The sequence below is a fragment of the Acinetobacter sp. ANC_7655 genome (assembly GCF_056784015.1).
The window spans coordinates 1-18,505 of the sequence record NZ_JBWYJB010000020.1; the positions used below are offsets into that span (position 1 = coordinate 1).

Here is an 18,505-nt window from a genome sequence, read left to right on the forward strand (position 1 = left end):
GTGAGAGTAAGTCATCGCCAGCTCATTATTCTAAACACCCCCTTCAATAGAAGGGGGTGTTTTTCTATGCAGTAAAGAATGAATTAAAGATATAAAAATAAAAGCCCTCATGAGAGGGCCTTGTATCAAATAATAGATTAAAGTTGTCGTCGAGCGTGTTTTAACGCAGTTCTTAGGCCTTCCTCTAGCGTTGGATGGTAGAAAGGGTGATCTAGAATTTCATCAACAGTAAGATCACTGGAGATAGCCCAAGCGAGCAAATGTGCTAAATGTTCTGCTGAATAACAAAGAAATTCTGCTCCGAGAAGTTTACGTGAGTATCGATCGATGTAAACCTCTACAGCCCCAATATTTTGTCCATTGACAATCGCTCGTCCTTGCTTTTCGTAGGATACGATACCTGTAACAAACTCATGATTGGCTTTACGCAGTGTGTGATAATTGGAGCCGATCCCTGCCATTTCTGGTGAGCTAAACATAATACCCAATGGGGTAAGACTTTTTTTCTGACTCGATTGATGTTGATTGAGGCAATTATGAACCGCCAATTTACCTTCATAAGACGCTTCATGCTGGATAGGCGTTGCAGTAAATGCATCACCTACAATGTAAATGGGGTAGTCACCAAGCTGTTTAGTGGTTGGATCAACAGGTAATTTCTTTAGATCAATGAATTCATCATTTATATGCTGAATATTTAACGTATCTAAATTCGTAGTACGACCAGTCGCAGATAATAGGTAATCAACTTCTATAGATTGATTGCTACCATTTTCGATAAAGTTAATTTGAACCTTATCTTCGCCTAATTTCTCAACCTGCTCGGGTAAAATCTCATATTTGATATTTAATTCTTTTGAGAATATTTCTTGAGCAAGCGTTTGTAAGTCTGGGCTAGTCAATGAACCAATTTTTTTACTGCGAGCAAAAACTGTAGTTTCCACACCTAGACGCTGCATGGCTTGTGCAAGTTCGATTGCAATGACACCGCTTCCAATTACAGCTAAACTTTTTGGTAAAGTAGGTATTTCAAAGACTTGATCAGAAGTTAAATATAAATGACCAAGTTTTTGTTGCCAATCTTGATTTACTGTTGGTCTTGAACCAACAGCGATAATGAACGATTTAGCTTGGTATTTCTTATTATTAACATTGATTGTGTTTGCATTTACAAATGTTGCGCGACCTGAAATTTTGTGCGCTGTAGGCCATGAATTAACGTCCTTCAGTGTTGCATTTGTAAATCGATCACGTAATTGCTGTACATGTTGCATAACATCTTTAGTGTCAATTTGAGAAGAAATTTTTAGCCCAAGTTGTTCTGAAGTTCTCGCATTATAGGCAAGATTAGCTGATGAAATTAGAACTTTACTCGGCATACAACCTACTCGAGCACAAGTGGTATCCCACGGACCGTCGTTCACAATAAGTATATTTTGTGTAGTTTTAATGGCTTCTTTATAAGCTGAAATACCAGCAGTACCAGCTCCAATAATAATGATATCGTACATATTGTATTGAGTAAGAATGATTTGAATTCACTATATAAAAAAAACTTCGATGAATAAGGTTTTTTTTCAATTTATTACACTTAAACCTTTAACTTTTGGTGATATCCACATTTTTGAAAATTTGTATTTTTAAAACTAAGTATTTTCATGGTTGTTATTGAAAGAAGATGAAAGAAAAAGGCGCTTGTGCGCCTTTAAAATGAATAAGATACATTTATCTTATAATGATGTACCTGCATGCACACCAACAGTTGGTTTTACATTCATTGATGTGCAACCGAGTAAAAGAAACGAACAACATAATGCAATACAAATTTTATTCATGAATGAGTCCTAATGAATTTGCTTTATTAAATAGTAACGTAGAACGACTACCTGACTTACATACTAAAAGTATAGGTTTAGGTAGACTATTGTAATACTTCGCAAACTCATGAACATCTGCATCTGTTATTTGACCTGAAATAACAGGTTGGTAAATCAAACTGATTTTAGACTTTTCGGCTAAAGCTCTTAATTCACTTGCAGTTGTTTCGTTACCTGATTCTTGATCAGGACGGTTAACGATCACAGACTTAAATCCCTGCTGCATTAAGGCATTGAATTTTGTAGCCGTCATATGACCCGATACACTCACAGATGGATTAAGTGCTTTACTGAGCGGTTCTGATGCTGAATGACTTAGCGTTACGATACTAAAAATGAAGATGGAAAGGATGAATCTAAACCACATCTTAGTCATCAAGCAAATCCATTTGTTTTGCTAATTGGTAGAGATTGTTAGAGCGATTTCCCGTACGACAGAACATTAATACTGGTTTTGGTAGCTCATTGAAATGATTTGCAAAAGTACGAACATCAAGTTCAGTAATTTGACCTGCAACTACAGGTTGATATACATAATCTAAGCCTTGAGCGCGTGCAGCTTCTTCAATTTGGGCACTTGTTGGCTGTTCTGGTCCGCCTTCCATATCGGGGCGATTATTAATCACAGATTTAAATCCTTTTTCAACAACTTGAACTAAATGTTCTGGCCCAATTTGACCAGCAAAACCTACATTTTCACTCATTGCGTCACTCCCAAAATAAATTAAAAGACTATGCTACTATCATAGCATCTCGCTCAGATATGAGCTTTGATCGACACAAAAAATTTAAAATAAAAATCGTATGAATACATGCATGGAGCACCTATGTACGATTACACCGTAGAGCCGCTGTACGTACAAAAAGCAAATGAGTTGATCGCTGCTGACCTTTATTTGCCTGTCAAAGTTAAAAGACCTCCTGTGCTTATTATGGCGCATGGTTTTGCAGGATTACGTCAATTCAAATTAATCCAATATGCGCAACGTTTTGCTCAATCAGGTTTCGCGGTTGTACTCTTTGACTATCGTTGTTGGGGAGGAAGTACGGGTAAACCACGAGAAATGGTCTCTGTCCGTCAGCAGCTAGAAGATTGGTATGCTGTGATTGCGCATATCAAATTATTCCCTTTGGTTGATGGGCACCAGCTTTTCTTATGGGGAACGGGTCTGAGTGGCGGATATGTTCTAAAACTTGCATCTGAGTTAAATGGGATTCGGGCTGCAATAGCGCAAGTACCCTTTGTGGACGGAAATGCCAGCAGTAAAATTTATCCAATTCAACATATGGCGCAGGCTTTAAAGTTATCGAGTCAGGATTTAATGGCAGCCAAAGTTGGACGTGTTGGAAAAAAAATGCCTGTCGTTCATCCTTATGCATTAAGTTTTTACCCGAGTCAGGATAGTTATCAAGGGTATATGTCGATCGTTGATTCAAACTATTATTGGAGCGGTGAGGTGCCTGCAAGAGCTATGTTGGACGTCATACGATTTCGACCGATTACTACGGCAAGAAGTATTAAAATTCCTGTGTTATTTATTGCTGCCAAGAAAGATGCAGTTATTCCCATAGAAATTAGTCGTGAAACGGTAACCAATATGGCACCTTATGTGGAATACCATGAGTGGAATATGACACATTTTGATATTTATCAAGTAAATTGGATGGAAAGCGCAATCAAGCTTCAATTAGAATTCTTAGATCAAAATAGAGGAGTAAACTCATGATTGTTGTTTGTCCATCTTGTGGCGCAAAAAATCGTGTACCTGAAGATAAAATCCAATCTCAGCCGAATTGTGGTCAATGTCATGAGCATTTGATTCCGCTTGCCCCTATTGAGCTGAATGAGCAAAACTTTAGTAACTTTATTACCAACAGTGATTTACCAGTATTGATTGATCTTTGGGCAGAATGGTGCGGGCCTTGTAAAATGATGGCACCGCATTTTGCTGAAGTAGCCAAATCAAATCCGCATGTGGTTTTTGCGAAGATAGATACTGAAGCGAATCCGCGCTTAAGTGCTGCCTTTAATGTTCGTAGTATTCCAACGTTGGTATTGATGAATAAAACGAATGAAATTGCTAGAATAAGTGGTGCATTACGTGCAAATCAATTACGAGATTGGTTAAATCAGCAATTAAATGCTTAACCAATAGGCCAATATTTGGAGTGACTGTGTCAGATTCTCAACTTAAGCCAGAAGGTACATTATCCCTTCAAACCATTGCTATGCCTGCAGATACCAACTGGAGTGGGGATGTTTTTGGTGGTTGGATTGTTTCACAAATGGATTTGGCTGGAGCTATTCATGCAGAGCGTTATACAAAAGGTCGCTGTGCAACCATTGCAATTAATCAAATGACATTCCTTGTGCCTGTTAAGGTGGGTGATGTCATTAGTTGTTATACTAAAATTTTAAAGCTCGGAAATACCTCAATTCAAATGCAAATTGAAGTATGGGATAGTCACGACTCTTCACGTCCAGCGAAAAGAGTGACAGAAGGTGTTTTCACTTTTGTTGCGGTGGATGTGAAAGGGGCAAAACGCCAGATTCCAGATGATGTTAAACAAAAGTTTCAAGAATCTCTAAGCATCTAATCACAAAAAATCCCAACATCGTTGGGATTTTTTATTAGGGAAACTTTTTTAGGATCAATATGATCATGAGCTTTATTGCTTAAGTTGAGATTTTGCAATCCAAGCCCAGAGCATTTCACATTGAATTGGCTCTTCGCCAGATTCATCTGTCACGATCACCTTGACAAGGGTTTCACCTTTTTCAGACTCTTGCATCTGTTTTTGTTGATCATCAGTCAATGTAGCGACTGCGGTCATCGCACCTTTAGATGGGCGTTTGAAATCTACTTTTAAGCTTTTTATTAATACGATTGAGGTATCGGGTACATTCATGCCGGTAACAAAGCCTGTAGCTGTTTCAGCGATCAGCGCCATTGCGCATGCATGCACTTGACCAATATGGTTTTGCATTGCTTTATGGTTTTCGATTTTAACGACAACTTTAGCATGACTAACTTCAAGATAACGTAATTTGGCGGTTCCCACCATTGGAACGACACGGCCAAAAGCTTTGCTCCACAAAGTACTACGGATACCTTGTGGAAACTTAGATGTCGCTTTTACTAACTTAGATAAACGATTGCCTTTTGCCATGATCAGTTCCTATGATGGAGCAAAGAGATTAGTCTTTGAAGTTGTTAAATTGAAGTGGGATACCGAATTGTTGTTCTTTTAAGAATGCCATAACTTGTTGTAATGTATCGCGCTTCTTGTCAGTGACTCGGATTTTATCGCCCTGAATAGAAGATTGCACTTTGATACCACTTTCTTTAATGGCTTTATTAATTTTTTTTGCTGTATCAGAGTCAAGACCGTCTTTAAGTTTAATCACTTGAATGACATTTTTGCCAGATGCTGTCATTTTTTGCGGATCTAGTGCTTGAACGTCGACTTTACGTTTATAAAAGTGATTTTCCAGCATGTTGTAAACTTGCTCACATTGGAAGTCACTTTCAGTCGAGATCTTAATTTCTTTATTTTTTTCGTTTAATTCGATCGAAACGTCTTGACCACGGAAGTCGAAACGCGTTCCGATTTCCTTTTGTGTGTTTTGAACTGCATGATTTACTTCAAAAATCTCTAATTCTGAAACAATATCGAAAGATGGCATAGTTTAGACCTTTACAAATAGAAAGAATATCTGAGATGCTAGGGATGTTTTCTTCATTTGCCAAGTGTTGTTTACATCAAAGGAGTGCGCAATGATCCGTAAACAAGAAATTACAACATTTGAGTTCCCAGCTGACGCGATTATCTGGGATGTACGTGATACAAGTGCTTATGCTGAAGCACATGTGAAAGGAGCGGTGAACCAACCGATTTCCACACTTTCAGCAGATAGTCTGACTCAAGTTGCAGCGGATCAACCGATTTACATTTTATGTGGCGGCGGAAGTAAAGCACCACGTGCTGCAGAACTATTAGAAGGCTTTGATAGTTCACGTGAATATGTGGTCTTAATGGGTGGTACTCGTGCTGCTCGTGAGGCAGGATTACCTTTAGAGCAAGGTTAATCATGGTTGAAAAAAAGCGCCTTATGGCGCTTTTTTAGTTTCAATAAATCATGGTGATTGAGTTTTAGCCTGAAAATATGGCTTCTTTATTCTTACTTTCTTTCTAAATCGATGAACATTGAGTTTATTGAGTAAAGTTTCAGATACAGGGCATGCTGTTTTTAAGATTTGAGCCACTAGAATTTCAGCACACAAAGGAGCAAATAAAAAGCCTTTAGAGCCCAAACCTGAGAGTGTATAAATTTCAGTATCAGATTCAACCTGACCTAAAAGCGGAAAATAATCCTGACTTTGTGCACGAACAGAAGCTCTACCATGCCAAGAATGATGGTCAGGAAATTGTGCAGCAATATCTGGTGCGAAATCTGCAAGTAACCTGTAGTTATGTTCATGATCTTCATCAAGAACATCTTGATCATCTCGATTAGGGTAAAAAGAAGCACCTAAAATGATTTGATGATCATTTAAAGGCATACAGTAGCCACCATAGCTATATGCTTCATGTTTCTTGAACTGTGTGGATGAAACATGGTTAAACCAGCTAACTTGACCACGTATTGGTTTTAAAATCGGGAAATCATCAAAAAGATTCATACTTTCACGGGCACAACAAATAATCACATGGTCAAATTGATATTGTTGTCCAACATGATCTGTTATACCGACTTGATGATTGGCAAGTAGATCCCACGATTTGATTGTCGCTTGCTGAAATTCGATCAGTTCATTCGATAATATTTCTTTAGCCAAATCATGTGGTCTGATTGTTCCAGCCTGTTTCAAGGTGAGGAATGCTTGGTTGAACAGGCTGTTTTTAGCAGCACAATTTGCTTCGAGTATGTTTTCTGGATATTGATTTGCAAGATCGAGAAGTTCATCAGCGTGTTTAAGAGGGATTTGATGGACTTGCGCGGCGTCAAAGGCTTCAAATTTTGAATAATGGTTCATTGCATGTTGCCATGCTAATGTCATTAAATGATCGGCACTTTGTTCAATTGGACAGAGCTTGGGATTCAATAAAGCCAGAGGATTTCCTGACGCGCCACTTAATGGCTCATGGCGGTCAAATAGGCTGACGCGGTGACCTCTTAATGCAAAGGCATAGGCACAACTTAAACCCGCAATTCCGGCGCCTACAATGCCTATACGGCGTTGAGAACTTGAGTGTGGTTTGTATTGGTAATCTTCGGGAGAGAGTTCACTTTTTTCAGCCTCTTCGTCTAAAGGCAGTAAAACTCCCTTTAGCATTTCACGTTTGTGTCCGAACCCTTTTGGGCGTGTAATTTTCACGCCGTGTTTTTTTAATCCTCTTTTGAGGATTCCAGCAACACTGAAAGAGGCAAAAGTAGTTCCAATATCTGATAGTCGAATAATTTGATTCAGAACTTGATCTTCCCACATATCTGGATTACAGGCAGGAGCAAATCCATCTAAAAACCATGCATTGACAGTGCTAGTTTTGGCAATGACTGGAAAAACATCATGTGCATCACCTAACCAAATATCAATACTAAAACGCTCATCTGGAAAATGAAGGCGGTGGCATCCTGCAATCGGCAGTGGATATTGGGCAATGAGTTGATCTGATACATGTTTCAGTTCAGGCCAAGCATTTAAAGCTCGGATCAGATCAGCCTTGCTCAATGGAAATTTTTCCACCGTAATGACATGCAGTTGACTATGATTATTTGGACGAATTGATTGCCAAAGTTGCCAAAGGGTGAGGATATTTAAACCCGTGCCGAAGCCAGTTTCTCCGACTGTGAAATGTTCAAATGGTTTTAAGTCCGATAGGCGTTCATGTAGATCATTACCATTGATAAAGACATGACGCGTTTCAAGAAGGCCATTGGCTTTTGAAAAATAAACATCACCGAAAATTTTAGAAACTGGAATATCGATTCCATCAACGAGTTGCCAATCGAGATCAGCAGTTTGAATGGCCTGAGTCAAAATTTGAAACCTTTGAAAAGCGTGTCAGTGGTTTACCACTGACGACGTCGTTTTGTATAGATGTAACTGGCAATAATAAAGCCGACAAAAATACCGACAGCCATTGTTGCTGCACCGTACAAAAACATTTGAGCACTACGTTCACTTTGAAGCACCTGAATTTGTACACCTAAATTATCATTTTTTAGTTGTAATTCTTGATTCTGTGCTAAAGCTTCTAGGTTTGCTTTTTCAAGCTGTTGGAGACGTGTTGCTTGGTCTTTGACTAAAGCCTTTACTTTTGCTTCTTGAAGCGCTTTATTTCGTGCAATTTGTTCAGCTGTAAGTGGCTTTGCAGGCGTAGCAGTTGCTGGCTGAGACTGTGCAGCAGTAGTTGCTGCGGGTTCAGCCCAAGTTGAAGATACCAATGCAAAACTGATGAAAAGAGCAGAGCGTGTCAAATTCATCATCTTATTCATGTGGTAATGCTTTATTAAAAGGTTTTACGTCAATGCTGGCATAAATACCTTCTTTTAAAAAAGGCTCATCTGCTAACCATTCATCTAACGCTTCACGGCTTTCAAAATCTAAAATAAGGGTGCTGCCATAAAATCCAGCTTGTGGGTTATTACGATCTTTTGGCATCGCGCCAGCGACGATTACGCGACCTTCCTCAGCCAGTTTTTCAAGGCGTGCAAGGTGTTGTGGGCGTGTTGCTAAGCGTTTTTCAACAGTACCTTCTTGGTCGGTACACGTCACTACAAATAAGGGCATGGCGAAATCTCTATATCCTCTTTCAACACGATTATTCTTCTGCAGATTTAAAGTGTTTTCGTAAAATGATGAATTGAATAATGATAAATGAAAACATCACAATCATGTCACCAAAAGCAGTAAATTCACCCCAATATTTTCCATCCATGAACACGAAAGCAAAGAAAATATGCAATGATGCCATACCAACAAACATCGCGGCCCAAGCATAGTTTAAATTTTTCCATCCCTGCGGTGTTAAATTTAAAATAGGACCAAATAAGCGTTGAATGAGAGGTTTGCGGTCTTTACCAAAATAAGGTGAAATTAAGAAAGCACCAGCAAATACAAAATTCAAGATCGCTGCTTTGAGACGAATATAAAAATCATCACTCAACATGAGAGTAATCCCACCAAAAATCACCGTCATAAATAAAACAATCCATTGTTGTTTATCGAGATGAAATTTTTGGCGGACAAATAATGCACCGTAGACCACGAGCATAGAAATGATTAAGCCCGTTGTAGCAACGAGAATATGGTTATTATCGATGCCACCTGCAGAGCCGATCCATTGCAGTAAAGGGTGATTGTTATCTTTGGGATCGACAGTTTTGTAAAGCCAAAAGAAAATTATGAGTGGCACAAAGTCTAAAAGTGCTTTCATGTTAAAGTATCTATGCAGTTCAGGTGGATGGATTAGTATAAAAGATGCAAGGCGTAGATTTACACACACATAGTAATATTTCTGATGGAACTTTGTCGCCAGGGTTACTGGTTCAAGCTGCGCTCGAAAAAGGGATACATACCCTTGCACTGACTGACCACGATAGCATGGATGGTTTGGTTTTGGCTGAAAAAGTTGCAAAAAATCAACCAATTCAAATTATTTCAGGTGTGGAAATTTCAAGTCAGTGGTCTAGACCTTCGACCAAAAAAAGTTATGGTGTGCATGTGGTCGCACTGAATATGCAATCACCTGATCCTTTGCATAAGCTACTAGAACAACAAAAGATAATTCGAGCTGAACGTGCTCAACTCATCTGTGAATTGTTGAAGCCTCTTATTGGAGAGGATATTTACGCGGATGTGGTTGCGAAGGTCGAGGGTATACCTGATCGTGTGACACGAACCCATATTGCGAAGACGCTGGTCGAGAAGGGTCATGTTTCACGTCCGCAACAAGCTTTTGACAAATATATCAAGGAAGGTAAAAAAGCTTATGTTCAGTTTGAAGGACTTGGTCTGGAGGAAACGATACGTGTAATTCATGAGGCTCAAGGGTTTGCTGTTTTGGCACATCCTACCCGTTATGATTTATCTGCGACGAATATTCGTTATTTGATTGAAATATTTGCACGTTACGGAGGCGACGCAGTTGAGTTGCCACCTGCGATTGAGCCTACCTCGACGCGACAAATGGTAGACCGAATGATTGCCGAATTTGGGCTTAAAGTATCAGTTGGAAGTGATTTCCATGGAGATAATATGCCATGGATAAAATTGGGGAATATCCCTCAAGTGAAAGAGGGGCAGGTTGGCATCTGGGAAAGTTTTATTGTATAGAAATTCTCTTATAACAACGGATAAGAGAATTTCAGGCGGCGATAAGACATTCAGTTGTCATGAATCAAAGTAAGTTGTGATCTTGTGCTTGGATCGGTGGAGGAGTTGGTTTTCCTAAAGTCCCGAGTAGTTCAATCTCGATTGTACGAACCATGGCATCGAGTGGAAGATCATTACTTTGTGTACCAAAAGGCTCTTCTATTTCAGAGCTGAGCGCATCAAGCCCCAAAAACGTATATGCTAAAATACCGACTAAAAGTGGCGTCGCCAAACCGAGCACCGAGCCTAAACTAAATGGAAGCATAAAACAGAAAAAATAAACGGTACGGTTTAAGAGTACTGAATAAGCATAAGGTAAAGGAGTTGTAGCAATACGATCACAGCCTGTTTGAACCAAACTTAATTCAGTTACATGTTGGTTCATTTGTGTATAAATAATGTCTGAAATTTCGCCTTCTTTCAGTGACTGCATCAACTCCCATTGAATCAAACTTAATGTGTATTGTGGTGCATTGGCTTGCTGGTAAAGTTGAGTTAAAGCTTGTGGGCTCATGCCACTGGTTTGATGCAAAGCATCGGGACTGACTGTTTGATGACGAAGACGGTCACGCAGTACGTTAGCAAAAACAATCATATGCTGAATTACACGTTCACGACGACCTTGCGGCAAGATCCGGCAGTCTCGATCGAAATGTCGAGCATTGGCGATTAAGCTTCCCCATAATTTACGCGCTTCCCACCAACGGTCATAACATGCCGAATTTTTGAAACCTAAAAAAATCGACAATACTACTCCGATCAGTGTAAACCCAACCAAAGGAATTTCAGGGAATCTATAGAGATTTATATATTCAATTCCCCCCACGATTGCTGAAATCAGCATAACGATTCCAAGTGGAGGTAATACCTTCGGTAAGATGGTTCCACGCCATGAAAATAATAGTTTTAGCGTATCGGTTTGATCACGAACAATCATGTAAATCAATCTTTCATTTTTCTATGATCTTCACTAGTTCAGCGAGTATTGTCAATGATAAAAAATGGAAACTTCGAGCAATTTTATTCTGTAATTTATAGACTTATTCTCGGATCAGTTGGTGCTCCATAAAAGAGTAGCTGCCTTCGGTGGAAATGATGACATGATCGAGTAATTTAACCTCAATTAAATTACAAGCTCTACTTAAAGATTTCGTCAAATTGATATCGTCAATTGAGGGCTGAGGAATTCCTAAAGGATGATTATGTGCAATAATCACAGCACTCGCCTGAGTGTGGATGATATGTCGAATAAACTGATTAATTGAAACTGCACAGTGGTTAGTAGAACCAAAGAATAATTTTTTAAAATTAATTTTTCTGAGCCTTGCATCTAAACAGAGTACCGCGAAAATCTCTTGAGATTCGCCAATAAGTTCATAGCGAAGATAATCTTGAATTAAATCAGAGCGACTTAAATCAATTTGTTGGTTCAATTGATGTTGCAAGTAACGCCGTCCAAGCTCTTTTACAGCCATCAATTGAGAGTATTTAGTGTCTCCCATGCCATGGAACATGCGAATTTCGTCTATCGATGCATCAAACACTGCATTTAAGCTTCCAAAATGTTGCAACATCAATCTTGCTAATTCGACCGCAGAATGTTGTTGAGATCCTGATCTTAAAAAGATGGCGAGGAGTTCTGCATCAGAGAGGCTATGAGCACCTTGGCGGAGTAATCTTTCTCGCGGTCGTTCTTGTTCGGGCCATTGTTTGATCGAATTATTCATTATTATTCACTGTTTTAAATTATTTTAACTTTTGAATATTCACCAAGGTATATCTTGGGTGGCAGAATATTTAATGCTATTGTGAGCGCCACTGCAATAAAAAGGTGACGTGATCTTGAGTTTTGATCTTAGTGTGTTCTCCAATAAAAATATTATTCTTGCTGTTACTGGTGGTATTGCTGCTTATAAAAGTGCCATCTTAGTACGCCGACTTAAAGATTACGGATTTAATGTCCGAGTTGTAATGACTCAAGGTGCCCAAGCTTTTATTACGCCGCTTACCTTTCAAGCATTGTCGGGTAATCCAGTGCATACTGAACTTCTAGATACAGAAGCTGAAGCTGGAATGGGGCATATCGAATTAGCACGATGGGCGGATTTGGTACTTGTTGCTCCTGCCAGTTGTGACAGTATTGCCAAATTTGCTTGTGGATTAGCGGATGATTTACTCAGTACACTCTATTTGGCAACAAAAGCACCTGTTTGGATCGCACCAGCCATGAATCAACAAATGTGGGCGGCTAAAGCAACACAGCGCAATTTAAGTAGTTTGGTTGAGGATGGTGTGCATGTCATTATGCCTGAGGCGGGTTCTCAAGCGTGTGGCGATGTTGGATTAGGACGTATGCCTGAGCCTGAAGATTTAGCTGAACAGGTACGAGAATATTTCCATAAAGCGCAGCGTGCAATTGCAGAAAAATTTGGCTTGCTGGCGGGTAAAAAAGTGACGATTACCGCAGGTCCAACTCGAGAGGCAATTGATCCAGTGCGTTATATTTCAAACCACAGCACTGGAAAAATGGGGTTTGCTATTGCTGCTGCATGTTATTCAGCAGGTGCTGAGGTGACACTGATCGCGGGTCCTGTCAGTTTAGATACACCGAATGGGGTGAAGCGTTTAAATGTATCTTCAGCGAGACAGATGCTTGATTTAAGCATGAATCAGTTGGAAACAGGATGTGATGTATTTATTGCGACAGCTGCCGTAGCGGATTATCGTGTTGCAGAAGTTGCGGAACATAAAATCAAAAAAGCTGGTGATGAGTTAGCTGTCTCTCTTGTTAAAAATCCTGATATCGTGGCGACGATAGCTTTGCAAGACAAACGTCCATTTATGGTCGGTTTTGCAGCTGAAACGCGTAATGTCGAAGAATATGCCGCAGGTAAATTGGTGGCTAAGAAACTAGATATGATCGCATGCAATGATGTTTCAAGAGCGGATATTGGTTTTGCTTCAGATGAAAATGCGATGACTGTGTTTTTTGCTGAACAATATGAAATGGAAAAACGTGATCTTGAAAAAGCTTCAAAGCAAGAAATTGCACAACAATTGGTTGAAGCTATCCATGATGCATTACATCAAGAAAAACGACCTGTTTAAATGTAGGATATAAAAAAGACCGCAAATGCGGTCTTTTTTATAAGGGGGAAGTTAATCAAACGATTAAGCTTGACCTTCAGCAGCTGCAGCTTGAGCGCGTTGCATGTTTGCCTCAAACTCAGCATCGAAGTTAATCGGTGTAAGAAGTAATTGAGGGAAGCTACCTTTAGTTACAAGATCGTTCACCGCTTCACGAAGGAATGGGAACAAAATATTAGGGCAATAAGCACCAAGAATGTACGGAAGACGTTCATCTTCAACGCCATCAATCAAGAAAATACCTGATTGTGTTACGTCTACGATAAATGCAGTTTCACCTGCATTCGCAGCTTGTACAACCACTTTTAAAGAAACTTCAAAATGAGTTGGATCTACTTTTTCAGCTGATGAAGAAAGATTGATGTTTAACTCAGGTTGCCATTCTTTTGTAAAAACCGCAGCACCAGGAACTTCAAAAGAAATGTCTTTTGTATAAATACGTTCTAATGCTAATTGTGGTTGAACTTGTTGTTCTTCACTCATTCTTAATTCCTTAGATTTAGTGATTATGCCAATAATTCGTCTAGTTTACCTTCACGCTCTAAAGCATAAAGTTGGTCGAAACCACCGATGAATTGATCTTTAATGAAAATTTGTGGCACTGTGCGGTGGTTGGTTTTTTGCATTAACTCAACACGAACCTCAGGTGCTTCTTTTGATAAATTAATTTCTTTGTACTCAATGCCTTTACGTTCAAGGAGTTGCTTTGCACGTACGCAATAAGGACACATCGTTGTTGAATATACAGTCACTTGAGCTGTCATTTTACAAACTCCTTAAGCTTTTTTGCTTTTTACTAAAGGTAAGCCTTGAGCTTTCCAGTTACTAATGCCACCGTCTAAACGATAACTATCTGTATGACCGACTTGTTGTAAAGCAGAGCCTGCAACTTGGCCTAAATTACAAATGAATACCAATGGACGGTCCGCAGCTTTTAATTCTTCAACATTGGCAGCAATTTGACTATATGGAATATTACGACTACCGCTAATATGACCTTCACGGAAATCTTTAGCATCGCGCAAATCAATCAGCATCGCATTTTTAGCTTTCACTAAAATTCCGAGCGATTGTGGCGAAATTTTACGACCACTACGTTGTCCTTCAAAAACGAAAAACAAAACAATAAGGGCCCCTAAAATTGCAAATAAAAAGGGGTGATTCCCCATAAATTCGAACCAACGTTCCACAAATCACCTAATGACTAATTAAAAACTGCGTTGAGTATAACGTATATATATGGTGATCAAAATCACTGCTTCAAGGGCGTGCTTAAAGAAAACTAATTTTTTTGTTGCGCCTCAGTAATCTCATCTATTAGACGTAAATAACTTTCTAAACGTCTTTGTAAAATATCACCATTTTTGACACCTTCTTTAAGCGCACATTGCTTTTCGTGCGTATGGGTGCAATTGCGATACTGACAATGTCCTAAGAGCGCAGAAATTTCAGGAAAGCCACCATCGATTTTCTCATGATCTAAATGCCATAAGCCAAATTCACGAATACCTGGGGAATCGATTAAAGCACCATTTTCACCAAAACGAATTAAACGTGTTGAGGTCGTGGTATGTTGACCGAGTGCGGAGTTTTCTGAAATGACATTGGTTTTTTGATCAGCATCAGGAATGATGGCATTAATAAGTGTACTTTTCCCAACACCTGATTGACCTACAAATGCAACAGTTTGGTTGTCAATACGTTGAATCAACTCATCTAAATTACCATTAGATTGGGTCAGGATGAAGTCATAACCAAGTTGACGATATTCTTCTGCTAACAGCAAAATTGGATCATTTTCTTTCAGTAAATCACATTTGTTTAATACTAATAAAGCAGGAATATTGGCATCTTCACATGCAACCAAATAGCGATCGATCAGGGTTGGTGCAGGTTCTGGTAACGGTGCAATGACGATGACGATCAGGCTGATATTTGCAGCTACTGGTTTTACTTTGTGATAACGATCTGGGCGAGTCAACAAGGATTGTCGCGGTTGAATCGCTGTGATAATACCTAAGCCAGTATTTGGATCTGCTTGCCATTTTACGCGATCACCTGTAACCAATAATTCTAAATTGGTACGGGTATGACAACGCCAAACGCTATTCAGCTCAATAGGTTTCCAAAAAGGTTCTGGCTCACCTTCTTTGGTATCTGGTTTTATTGGATGTTGATCAGGCAAGGAGAGGGCTTGTACTTCGAGTTGTCGACCATAGTGTTGGACGACTAAGCCTTCTAAGTCGTGAGACGTGTCGAGTTCTTCTTGACGTGTTTGATGTTGTTTCTGAATACGACGTTGTTGTTGCTCTGTCAAACGACGCTTACGAATTAAAGCCATTCACAACCTAAAAAACCTTGAAATTTAGATGGCAAAAATAGCATGATGAGCCATGGATTTACAGCCAAGATCGGAATAATTTGCTACTATCCATCTTTAATTTAGCCCAATAAGATTGCACTTTATGAGCAGCACCCCAGATACCCGCTTAATTTGGATCGACCTTGAAATGACAGGGTTAGATACAGACAATGATCAGATTATTGAAATTGCAACGATTATTACGGATGATCATTTAAATATTCTTGCTGAAGGCCCAGTGTTAGCTGTACATCAGTCAGATATTATTTTAAATGCGATGGATGAATGGAATACACGTCAGCACGGGCAATCTGGACTTATTGAACGCGTACGCCGTAGTAAGTTAACTGCGCAAGATGCTGAGCAACAAACACTTGAATTCTTAAAAAAATGGGTCAATCCTAAATCATCTCCAATGTGTGGAAACTCAATTTGCCAAGATCGCCGTTTCTTACATCGTTTAATGCCAGAGCTTGAGCAGTTCTTCCATTACCGTAATTTGGATGTGTCTTCTGTTAAAGAGTTAGCAAAACGCTGGCGCCCAGAAATTATGAGTGGTTTAAAGAAAAATGCTTCTCATCTTGCGATGGATGATATTCGTGATTCAATTGCTGAATTAAAGTATTACCGTCAATATTTTTTCATCTCAAATAATTAAAACGTTCTGCTGAAATTTTAGAAAAGGGGCTAAGGCCTCTTTTTTTATAGATTTTATAAATGATCGAAAGAACAAAGTATTAATTAAAATGTTTAAAAATTGATAGCAAAAAATAAACTGACTTTTATGCTGATAGATCTCAGAATAGTGAAAATTTAAGAATGATAACAGAGACTAAGTTATGCAAAGTAGTAATCCGATTTTAACCCGTGTAGAGACTGTATCTAATTATCAACAACCCATGACGATTCAAGGCGCGATTCAGAAATCTGTTGTATTAACTGTGATTTCGGCAGCGGTGGGTATCGCGCTGTTTATTTATAGTTTTATGACTTTAAATGTATCACTCGCCTATGCTAGTGCGATGGTGGGGGCGATTGGTGGATTCATTCTGGCACTCATTACTACTTTTAAGCAGAATACTGCTCGAACTTTGGCTATTCCATATGCTTTATTTCAAGGTGCATTTTTAGGGGGTATTTCAGTCATATTTCAACTGAAATACCCTGGTGTTCCTTTAAAGGCCTTGCTCGCAACATTTGTCACGACTTTGGTGATGTTCGCGCTTTATCGGTTTCAAATTATTCGTGCGACTGAGAAATTTAAAGCGGTTGTGTTGTCAGCCACCATTGCGATTGCGATTGTATTTGTTCTCCAATTTATTATGAGTCTAGCTTTTGGTTCGAGCATTCCATATATATTTGATAATAATTGGCTAGGTTTAGGATTTGCAGCTTTTGTCGCCATTATTGCATCATTAAATCTAATTTTAGATTTCGACCTGATTGAAAATGCCGCAGCTCAATATGCGCCTAAAGCGATGGAATGGTTATGTGGAATTGCCTTATTAGCCACTTTAGTTTGGATGTATTTCTCTTTCTTGCGTTTAATTGGTCTACTGTCTAGTAATGACTAATGTCGTTCAGCTAAGGCGTGTAAAAAGATCAGACTGATGTCTGATCTTTTTTTAGCGTCTAATTCGGTTTAACAATTTTTTGAAAAAAGATGCATTATGCAATTTCGTAAATGCTCTAGACTTGGCATCATGCATGAAAATTAATTTAAGTGAGAGTCACATGGCACAAGGACTATTAGCAGGTAAACGTTTTTTAATCGCGGGTGTTGCGAGTAAATTGTCGATTGCATTCGGTGTTGCAGAAGCTTTACACCGTGAAGGTGCAGAATTGGCATTTACCTATCCTAATGAAAAAATGAAGAAGCGTGTTGATGACTTTGCTGAACAGTTTGGTTCAAAACTAGTTTTTCCATGTGATGTTGCTGTTGATGCTGAAATCGAACAAGCATTTGCTGAATTAGCAAAACATTGGGATGGTTTGGATGGCGTAGTGCATTCAATTGGTTTTGCACCGGCACATACTTTAGATGGTGATTTTACTGAAGTTACTGATCGTGAAGGTTTTAAAATCGCGCATGACATCAGTGCCTATAGTTTTATTGCCATGGCTCGTGCGGCAAAACCACTTTTAACTGCTCGTCAGGGCTGTTTGCTCACACTCACTTACCAAGGTTCAGAGCGTGTGATGCCAAACTATAATGTTATGGGATTGGCGAAAGCATCTTTAGAGGCTGGCGTTCGTTACTTGGCTTCAAGTTTGGGTGCTGAAGGAATTCGTGTAAATGCGATTTCAGCTGGTCCAATTCGTACGCTTGCGGCTTCAGGTATTAAGTCTTTCCGTAAGATGCTTGATCTGAATGAAAAGGTTGCACCTTTAAAGCGTAATGTCACGATCGAAGATGTAGGTAATGCGGCATTATTCTTATGTTCACCATGGGCGAATGGTATTACTGGCGAAATTTTATATGTAGATGCTGGTTACAATACGGTTGGTATGAGTGCAGATTTAATGCTAACAGAATAAATCTCATCTTAATAAGAAATAAAAATCGGCAATTTATTGCCGATTTTTTTACATTTTTTAAAGTTCATTTATGTAACCAAGACTAGGTAAATCGTATTTTTTTTGATTAAATATTAAAAAATTCTTTAGCCTTATTAAATTATAAAAGACAGATAATAACCATGCTTGCCAACATCTTTTCGGCATTGGAACAGCTCGGC

At 39.1% G+C, this 18,505-nt stretch carries 24 protein-coding genes; 9 read left to right on the forward strand and 15 right to left on the reverse strand.

Features of this window, described 5'->3' with window-relative positions; all coding sequences use genetic code 11:
* Positions 1-137: 137 nt before the first annotated feature.
* The 3 genes from AC1M9N_RS14185 to AC1M9N_RS14195 form a co-directional block, all read right to left on the reverse strand.
* Positions 138-1,511: a dihydrolipoyl dehydrogenase gene (locus tag AC1M9N_RS14185; RefSeq protein ID WP_481954955.1), complete on the reverse strand. Its 1,374-nt coding sequence runs from the start codon at positions 1,509-1,511 to the stop codon at positions 138-140.
* Positions 1,512-1,827: 316 nt separating this feature from the next.
* Positions 1,828-2,253: a protein tyrosine phosphatase family protein gene (locus tag AC1M9N_RS14190; RefSeq protein WP_481596686.1), complete on the reverse strand. Its 426-nt coding sequence runs from the start codon at positions 2,251-2,253 to the stop codon at positions 1,828-1,830.
* Positions 2,246-2,581, reverse strand: coding sequence for a protein tyrosine phosphatase family protein (locus AC1M9N_RS14195; protein ID WP_035269714.1), 336 nt, complete (start codon positions 2,579-2,581; stop codon positions 2,246-2,248). Before AC1M9N_RS14195 ends, AC1M9N_RS14190 begins: the two co-directional genes overlap by 8 nt.
* Before the next feature lie 123 nt (positions 2,582-2,704).
* Between AC1M9N_RS14195 and AC1M9N_RS14200 the strand changes: the two genes are divergently transcribed.
* The 3 genes from AC1M9N_RS14200 (at position 2,705) to AC1M9N_RS14210 (ending at position 4,475) form a co-directional block, all read left to right on the forward strand.
* A complete protein-coding gene (locus AC1M9N_RS14200; protein WP_481613625.1) occupies positions 2,705-3,604 on the forward strand; it encodes an alpha/beta hydrolase in 900 nt (299 codons plus the stop codon).
* Complete coding sequence (gene trxC / locus AC1M9N_RS14205; protein WP_481589621.1) at positions 3,601-4,026, forward strand: thioredoxin TrxC; 426 nt, start codon at positions 3,601-3,603, stop codon at positions 4,024-4,026. Before AC1M9N_RS14200 ends, trxC begins: the two co-directional genes overlap by 4 nt.
* 80 nt (positions 4,027-4,106) lie before the next feature.
* Positions 4,107-4,475 carry an acyl-CoA thioesterase gene (locus tag AC1M9N_RS14210; protein WP_218945426.1) on the forward strand — a complete coding sequence of 123 codons (369 nt, stop codon included), beginning with the start codon at positions 4,107-4,109 and terminating at the stop codon, positions 4,473-4,475.
* A gap of 72 nt (positions 4,476-4,547) precedes the next feature.
* Here the strand turns inward: AC1M9N_RS14210 and AC1M9N_RS14215 are convergent, their stop codons facing one another.
* Together AC1M9N_RS14215 and AC1M9N_RS14220 are read right to left on the reverse strand one after the other, a co-directional pair.
* Positions 4,548-5,048, reverse strand: coding sequence for a DUF4442 domain-containing protein (locus tag AC1M9N_RS14215; RefSeq protein ID WP_035269707.1), 501 nt, complete (start codon positions 5,046-5,048; stop codon positions 4,548-4,550).
* A 28-nt stretch (positions 5,049-5,076) separates the two neighbouring features.
* Positions 5,077-5,565: a YajQ family cyclic di-GMP-binding protein gene (locus AC1M9N_RS14220; protein WP_035269703.1), complete on the reverse strand. Its 489-nt coding sequence runs from the start codon at positions 5,563-5,565 to the stop codon at positions 5,077-5,079.
* A gap of 91 nt (positions 5,566-5,656) precedes the next feature.
* Here AC1M9N_RS14220 and AC1M9N_RS14225 point away from each other — a divergent pair, with 91 nt between their 5' ends.
* Entirely contained in the window at positions 5,657-5,968 is a 312-nt protein-coding gene (locus AC1M9N_RS14225; RefSeq protein WP_180000521.1) for a rhodanese-like domain-containing protein, read from the forward strand.
* Between the two features lie 48 nt (positions 5,969-6,016).
* Here the strand turns inward: AC1M9N_RS14225 and mnmC are convergent, their stop codons facing one another.
* The 4 genes from mnmC to AC1M9N_RS14245 are packed head-to-tail and all read right to left on the reverse strand — an operon-like array spanning position 6,017 to position 9,320.
* Positions 6,017-7,921, reverse strand: coding sequence for a bifunctional tRNA (5-methylaminomethyl-2-thiouridine)(34)-methyltransferase MnmC2/FAD-dependent 5-carboxymethylaminomethyl-2-thiouridine(34) oxidoreductase MnmC1 (gene mnmC / locus AC1M9N_RS14230; protein ID WP_481953950.1), 1,905 nt, complete (start codon positions 7,919-7,921; stop codon positions 6,017-6,019).
* 32 nt (positions 7,922-7,953) lie between these two features.
* A complete protein-coding gene (locus AC1M9N_RS14235; protein ID WP_481954958.1) occupies positions 7,954-8,367 on the reverse strand; it encodes an SH3 domain-containing protein in 414 nt (137 codons plus the stop codon).
* A gap of 4 nt (positions 8,368-8,371) precedes the next feature.
* On the reverse strand, positions 8,372-8,674 hold the full coding sequence (locus AC1M9N_RS14240; RefSeq protein WP_035269693.1) for a YciI family protein: 303 nt from the start codon (positions 8,672-8,674) through the stop codon (positions 8,372-8,374).
* Between the two features lie 31 nt (positions 8,675-8,705).
* The gene (locus AC1M9N_RS14245; RefSeq protein ID WP_481954956.1) at positions 8,706-9,320 is read right to left on the reverse strand and encodes an inner membrane-spanning protein YciB; all 615 of its coding nucleotides are present in this window, start codon (positions 9,318-9,320) and stop codon (positions 8,706-8,708) included.
* Between the two features lie 44 nt (positions 9,321-9,364).
* On the opposite strand from AC1M9N_RS14245, the gene AC1M9N_RS14250 reads away from it, so the two are divergent.
* The gene (locus AC1M9N_RS14250; protein ID WP_481954957.1) at positions 9,365-10,219 is read left to right on the forward strand and encodes a PHP domain-containing protein; all 855 of its coding nucleotides are present in this window, start codon (positions 9,365-9,367) and stop codon (positions 10,217-10,219) included.
* Between the two features lie 64 nt (positions 10,220-10,283).
* Here AC1M9N_RS14250 and AC1M9N_RS14255 read toward each other — a convergent pair whose 3' ends face one another.
* Together AC1M9N_RS14255 and radC are read right to left on the reverse strand one after the other, a co-directional pair.
* Positions 10,284-11,195, reverse strand: a complete 912-nt coding sequence (locus AC1M9N_RS14255; RefSeq protein ID WP_035269686.1) for a bestrophin family protein — start codon at positions 11,193-11,195, stop codon at positions 10,284-10,286.
* Positions 11,196-11,298: 103 nt separating this feature from the next.
* Complete coding sequence (gene radC, locus AC1M9N_RS14260) at positions 11,299-11,985, reverse strand: RadC family protein (RefSeq protein ID WP_035269684.1); 687 nt, start codon at positions 11,983-11,985, stop codon at positions 11,299-11,301.
* A gap of 115 nt (positions 11,986-12,100) precedes the next feature.
* Between radC and coaBC the strand changes: the two genes are divergently transcribed.
* A complete protein-coding gene (gene coaBC / locus AC1M9N_RS14265; RefSeq protein WP_481598082.1) occupies positions 12,101-13,366 on the forward strand; it encodes a bifunctional phosphopantothenoylcysteine decarboxylase/phosphopantothenate--cysteine ligase CoaBC in 1,266 nt (421 codons plus the stop codon).
* Between the two features lie 63 nt (positions 13,367-13,429).
* On the opposite strand, the gene secB is transcribed toward coaBC, so the two are convergent.
* From secB to rsgA, 4 genes are all read right to left on the reverse strand, one after another.
* Positions 13,430-13,888, reverse strand: coding sequence for a protein-export chaperone SecB (secB, locus tag AC1M9N_RS14270; RefSeq protein ID WP_035270796.1), 459 nt, complete (start codon positions 13,886-13,888; stop codon positions 13,430-13,432).
* 23 nt (positions 13,889-13,911) lie between these two features.
* The gene (grxC, locus tag AC1M9N_RS14275) at positions 13,912-14,169 is read right to left on the reverse strand and encodes a glutaredoxin 3 (RefSeq protein ID WP_035270794.1); all 258 of its coding nucleotides are present in this window, start codon (positions 14,167-14,169) and stop codon (positions 13,912-13,914) included.
* A gap of 12 nt (positions 14,170-14,181) precedes the next feature.
* Positions 14,182-14,595, reverse strand: coding sequence for a rhodanese-like domain-containing protein (locus AC1M9N_RS14280; protein ID WP_035270792.1), 414 nt, complete (start codon positions 14,593-14,595; stop codon positions 14,182-14,184).
* Between the two features lie 92 nt (positions 14,596-14,687).
* Positions 14,688-15,746 carry a ribosome small subunit-dependent GTPase A gene (gene rsgA / locus AC1M9N_RS14285; protein ID WP_035270790.1) on the reverse strand — a complete coding sequence of 353 codons (1,059 nt, stop codon included), beginning with the start codon at positions 15,744-15,746 and terminating at the stop codon, positions 14,688-14,690.
* A gap of 124 nt (positions 15,747-15,870) precedes the next feature.
* On the opposite strand from rsgA, the gene orn reads away from it, so the two are divergent.
* The 3 genes from orn to AC1M9N_RS14300 all read left to right on the forward strand — a co-directional run bounded on the left by orn (position 15,871) and on the right by AC1M9N_RS14300 (position 18,305).
* A complete protein-coding gene (orn, locus tag AC1M9N_RS14290) occupies positions 15,871-16,425 on the forward strand; it encodes an oligoribonuclease (RefSeq protein ID WP_035270788.1) in 555 nt (184 codons plus the stop codon).
* A gap of 181 nt (positions 16,426-16,606) precedes the next feature.
* A complete protein-coding gene (locus tag AC1M9N_RS14295) occupies positions 16,607-17,341 on the forward strand; it encodes a Bax inhibitor-1/YccA family protein (protein WP_481592474.1) in 735 nt (244 codons plus the stop codon).
* 160 nt (positions 17,342-17,501) lie between these two features.
* Positions 17,502-18,305 carry an enoyl-ACP reductase FabI gene (locus AC1M9N_RS14300; RefSeq protein ID WP_092768909.1) on the forward strand — a complete coding sequence of 268 codons (804 nt, stop codon included), beginning with the start codon at positions 17,502-17,504 and terminating at the stop codon, positions 18,303-18,305.
* Positions 18,306-18,505 lie beyond the last annotated feature (200 nt).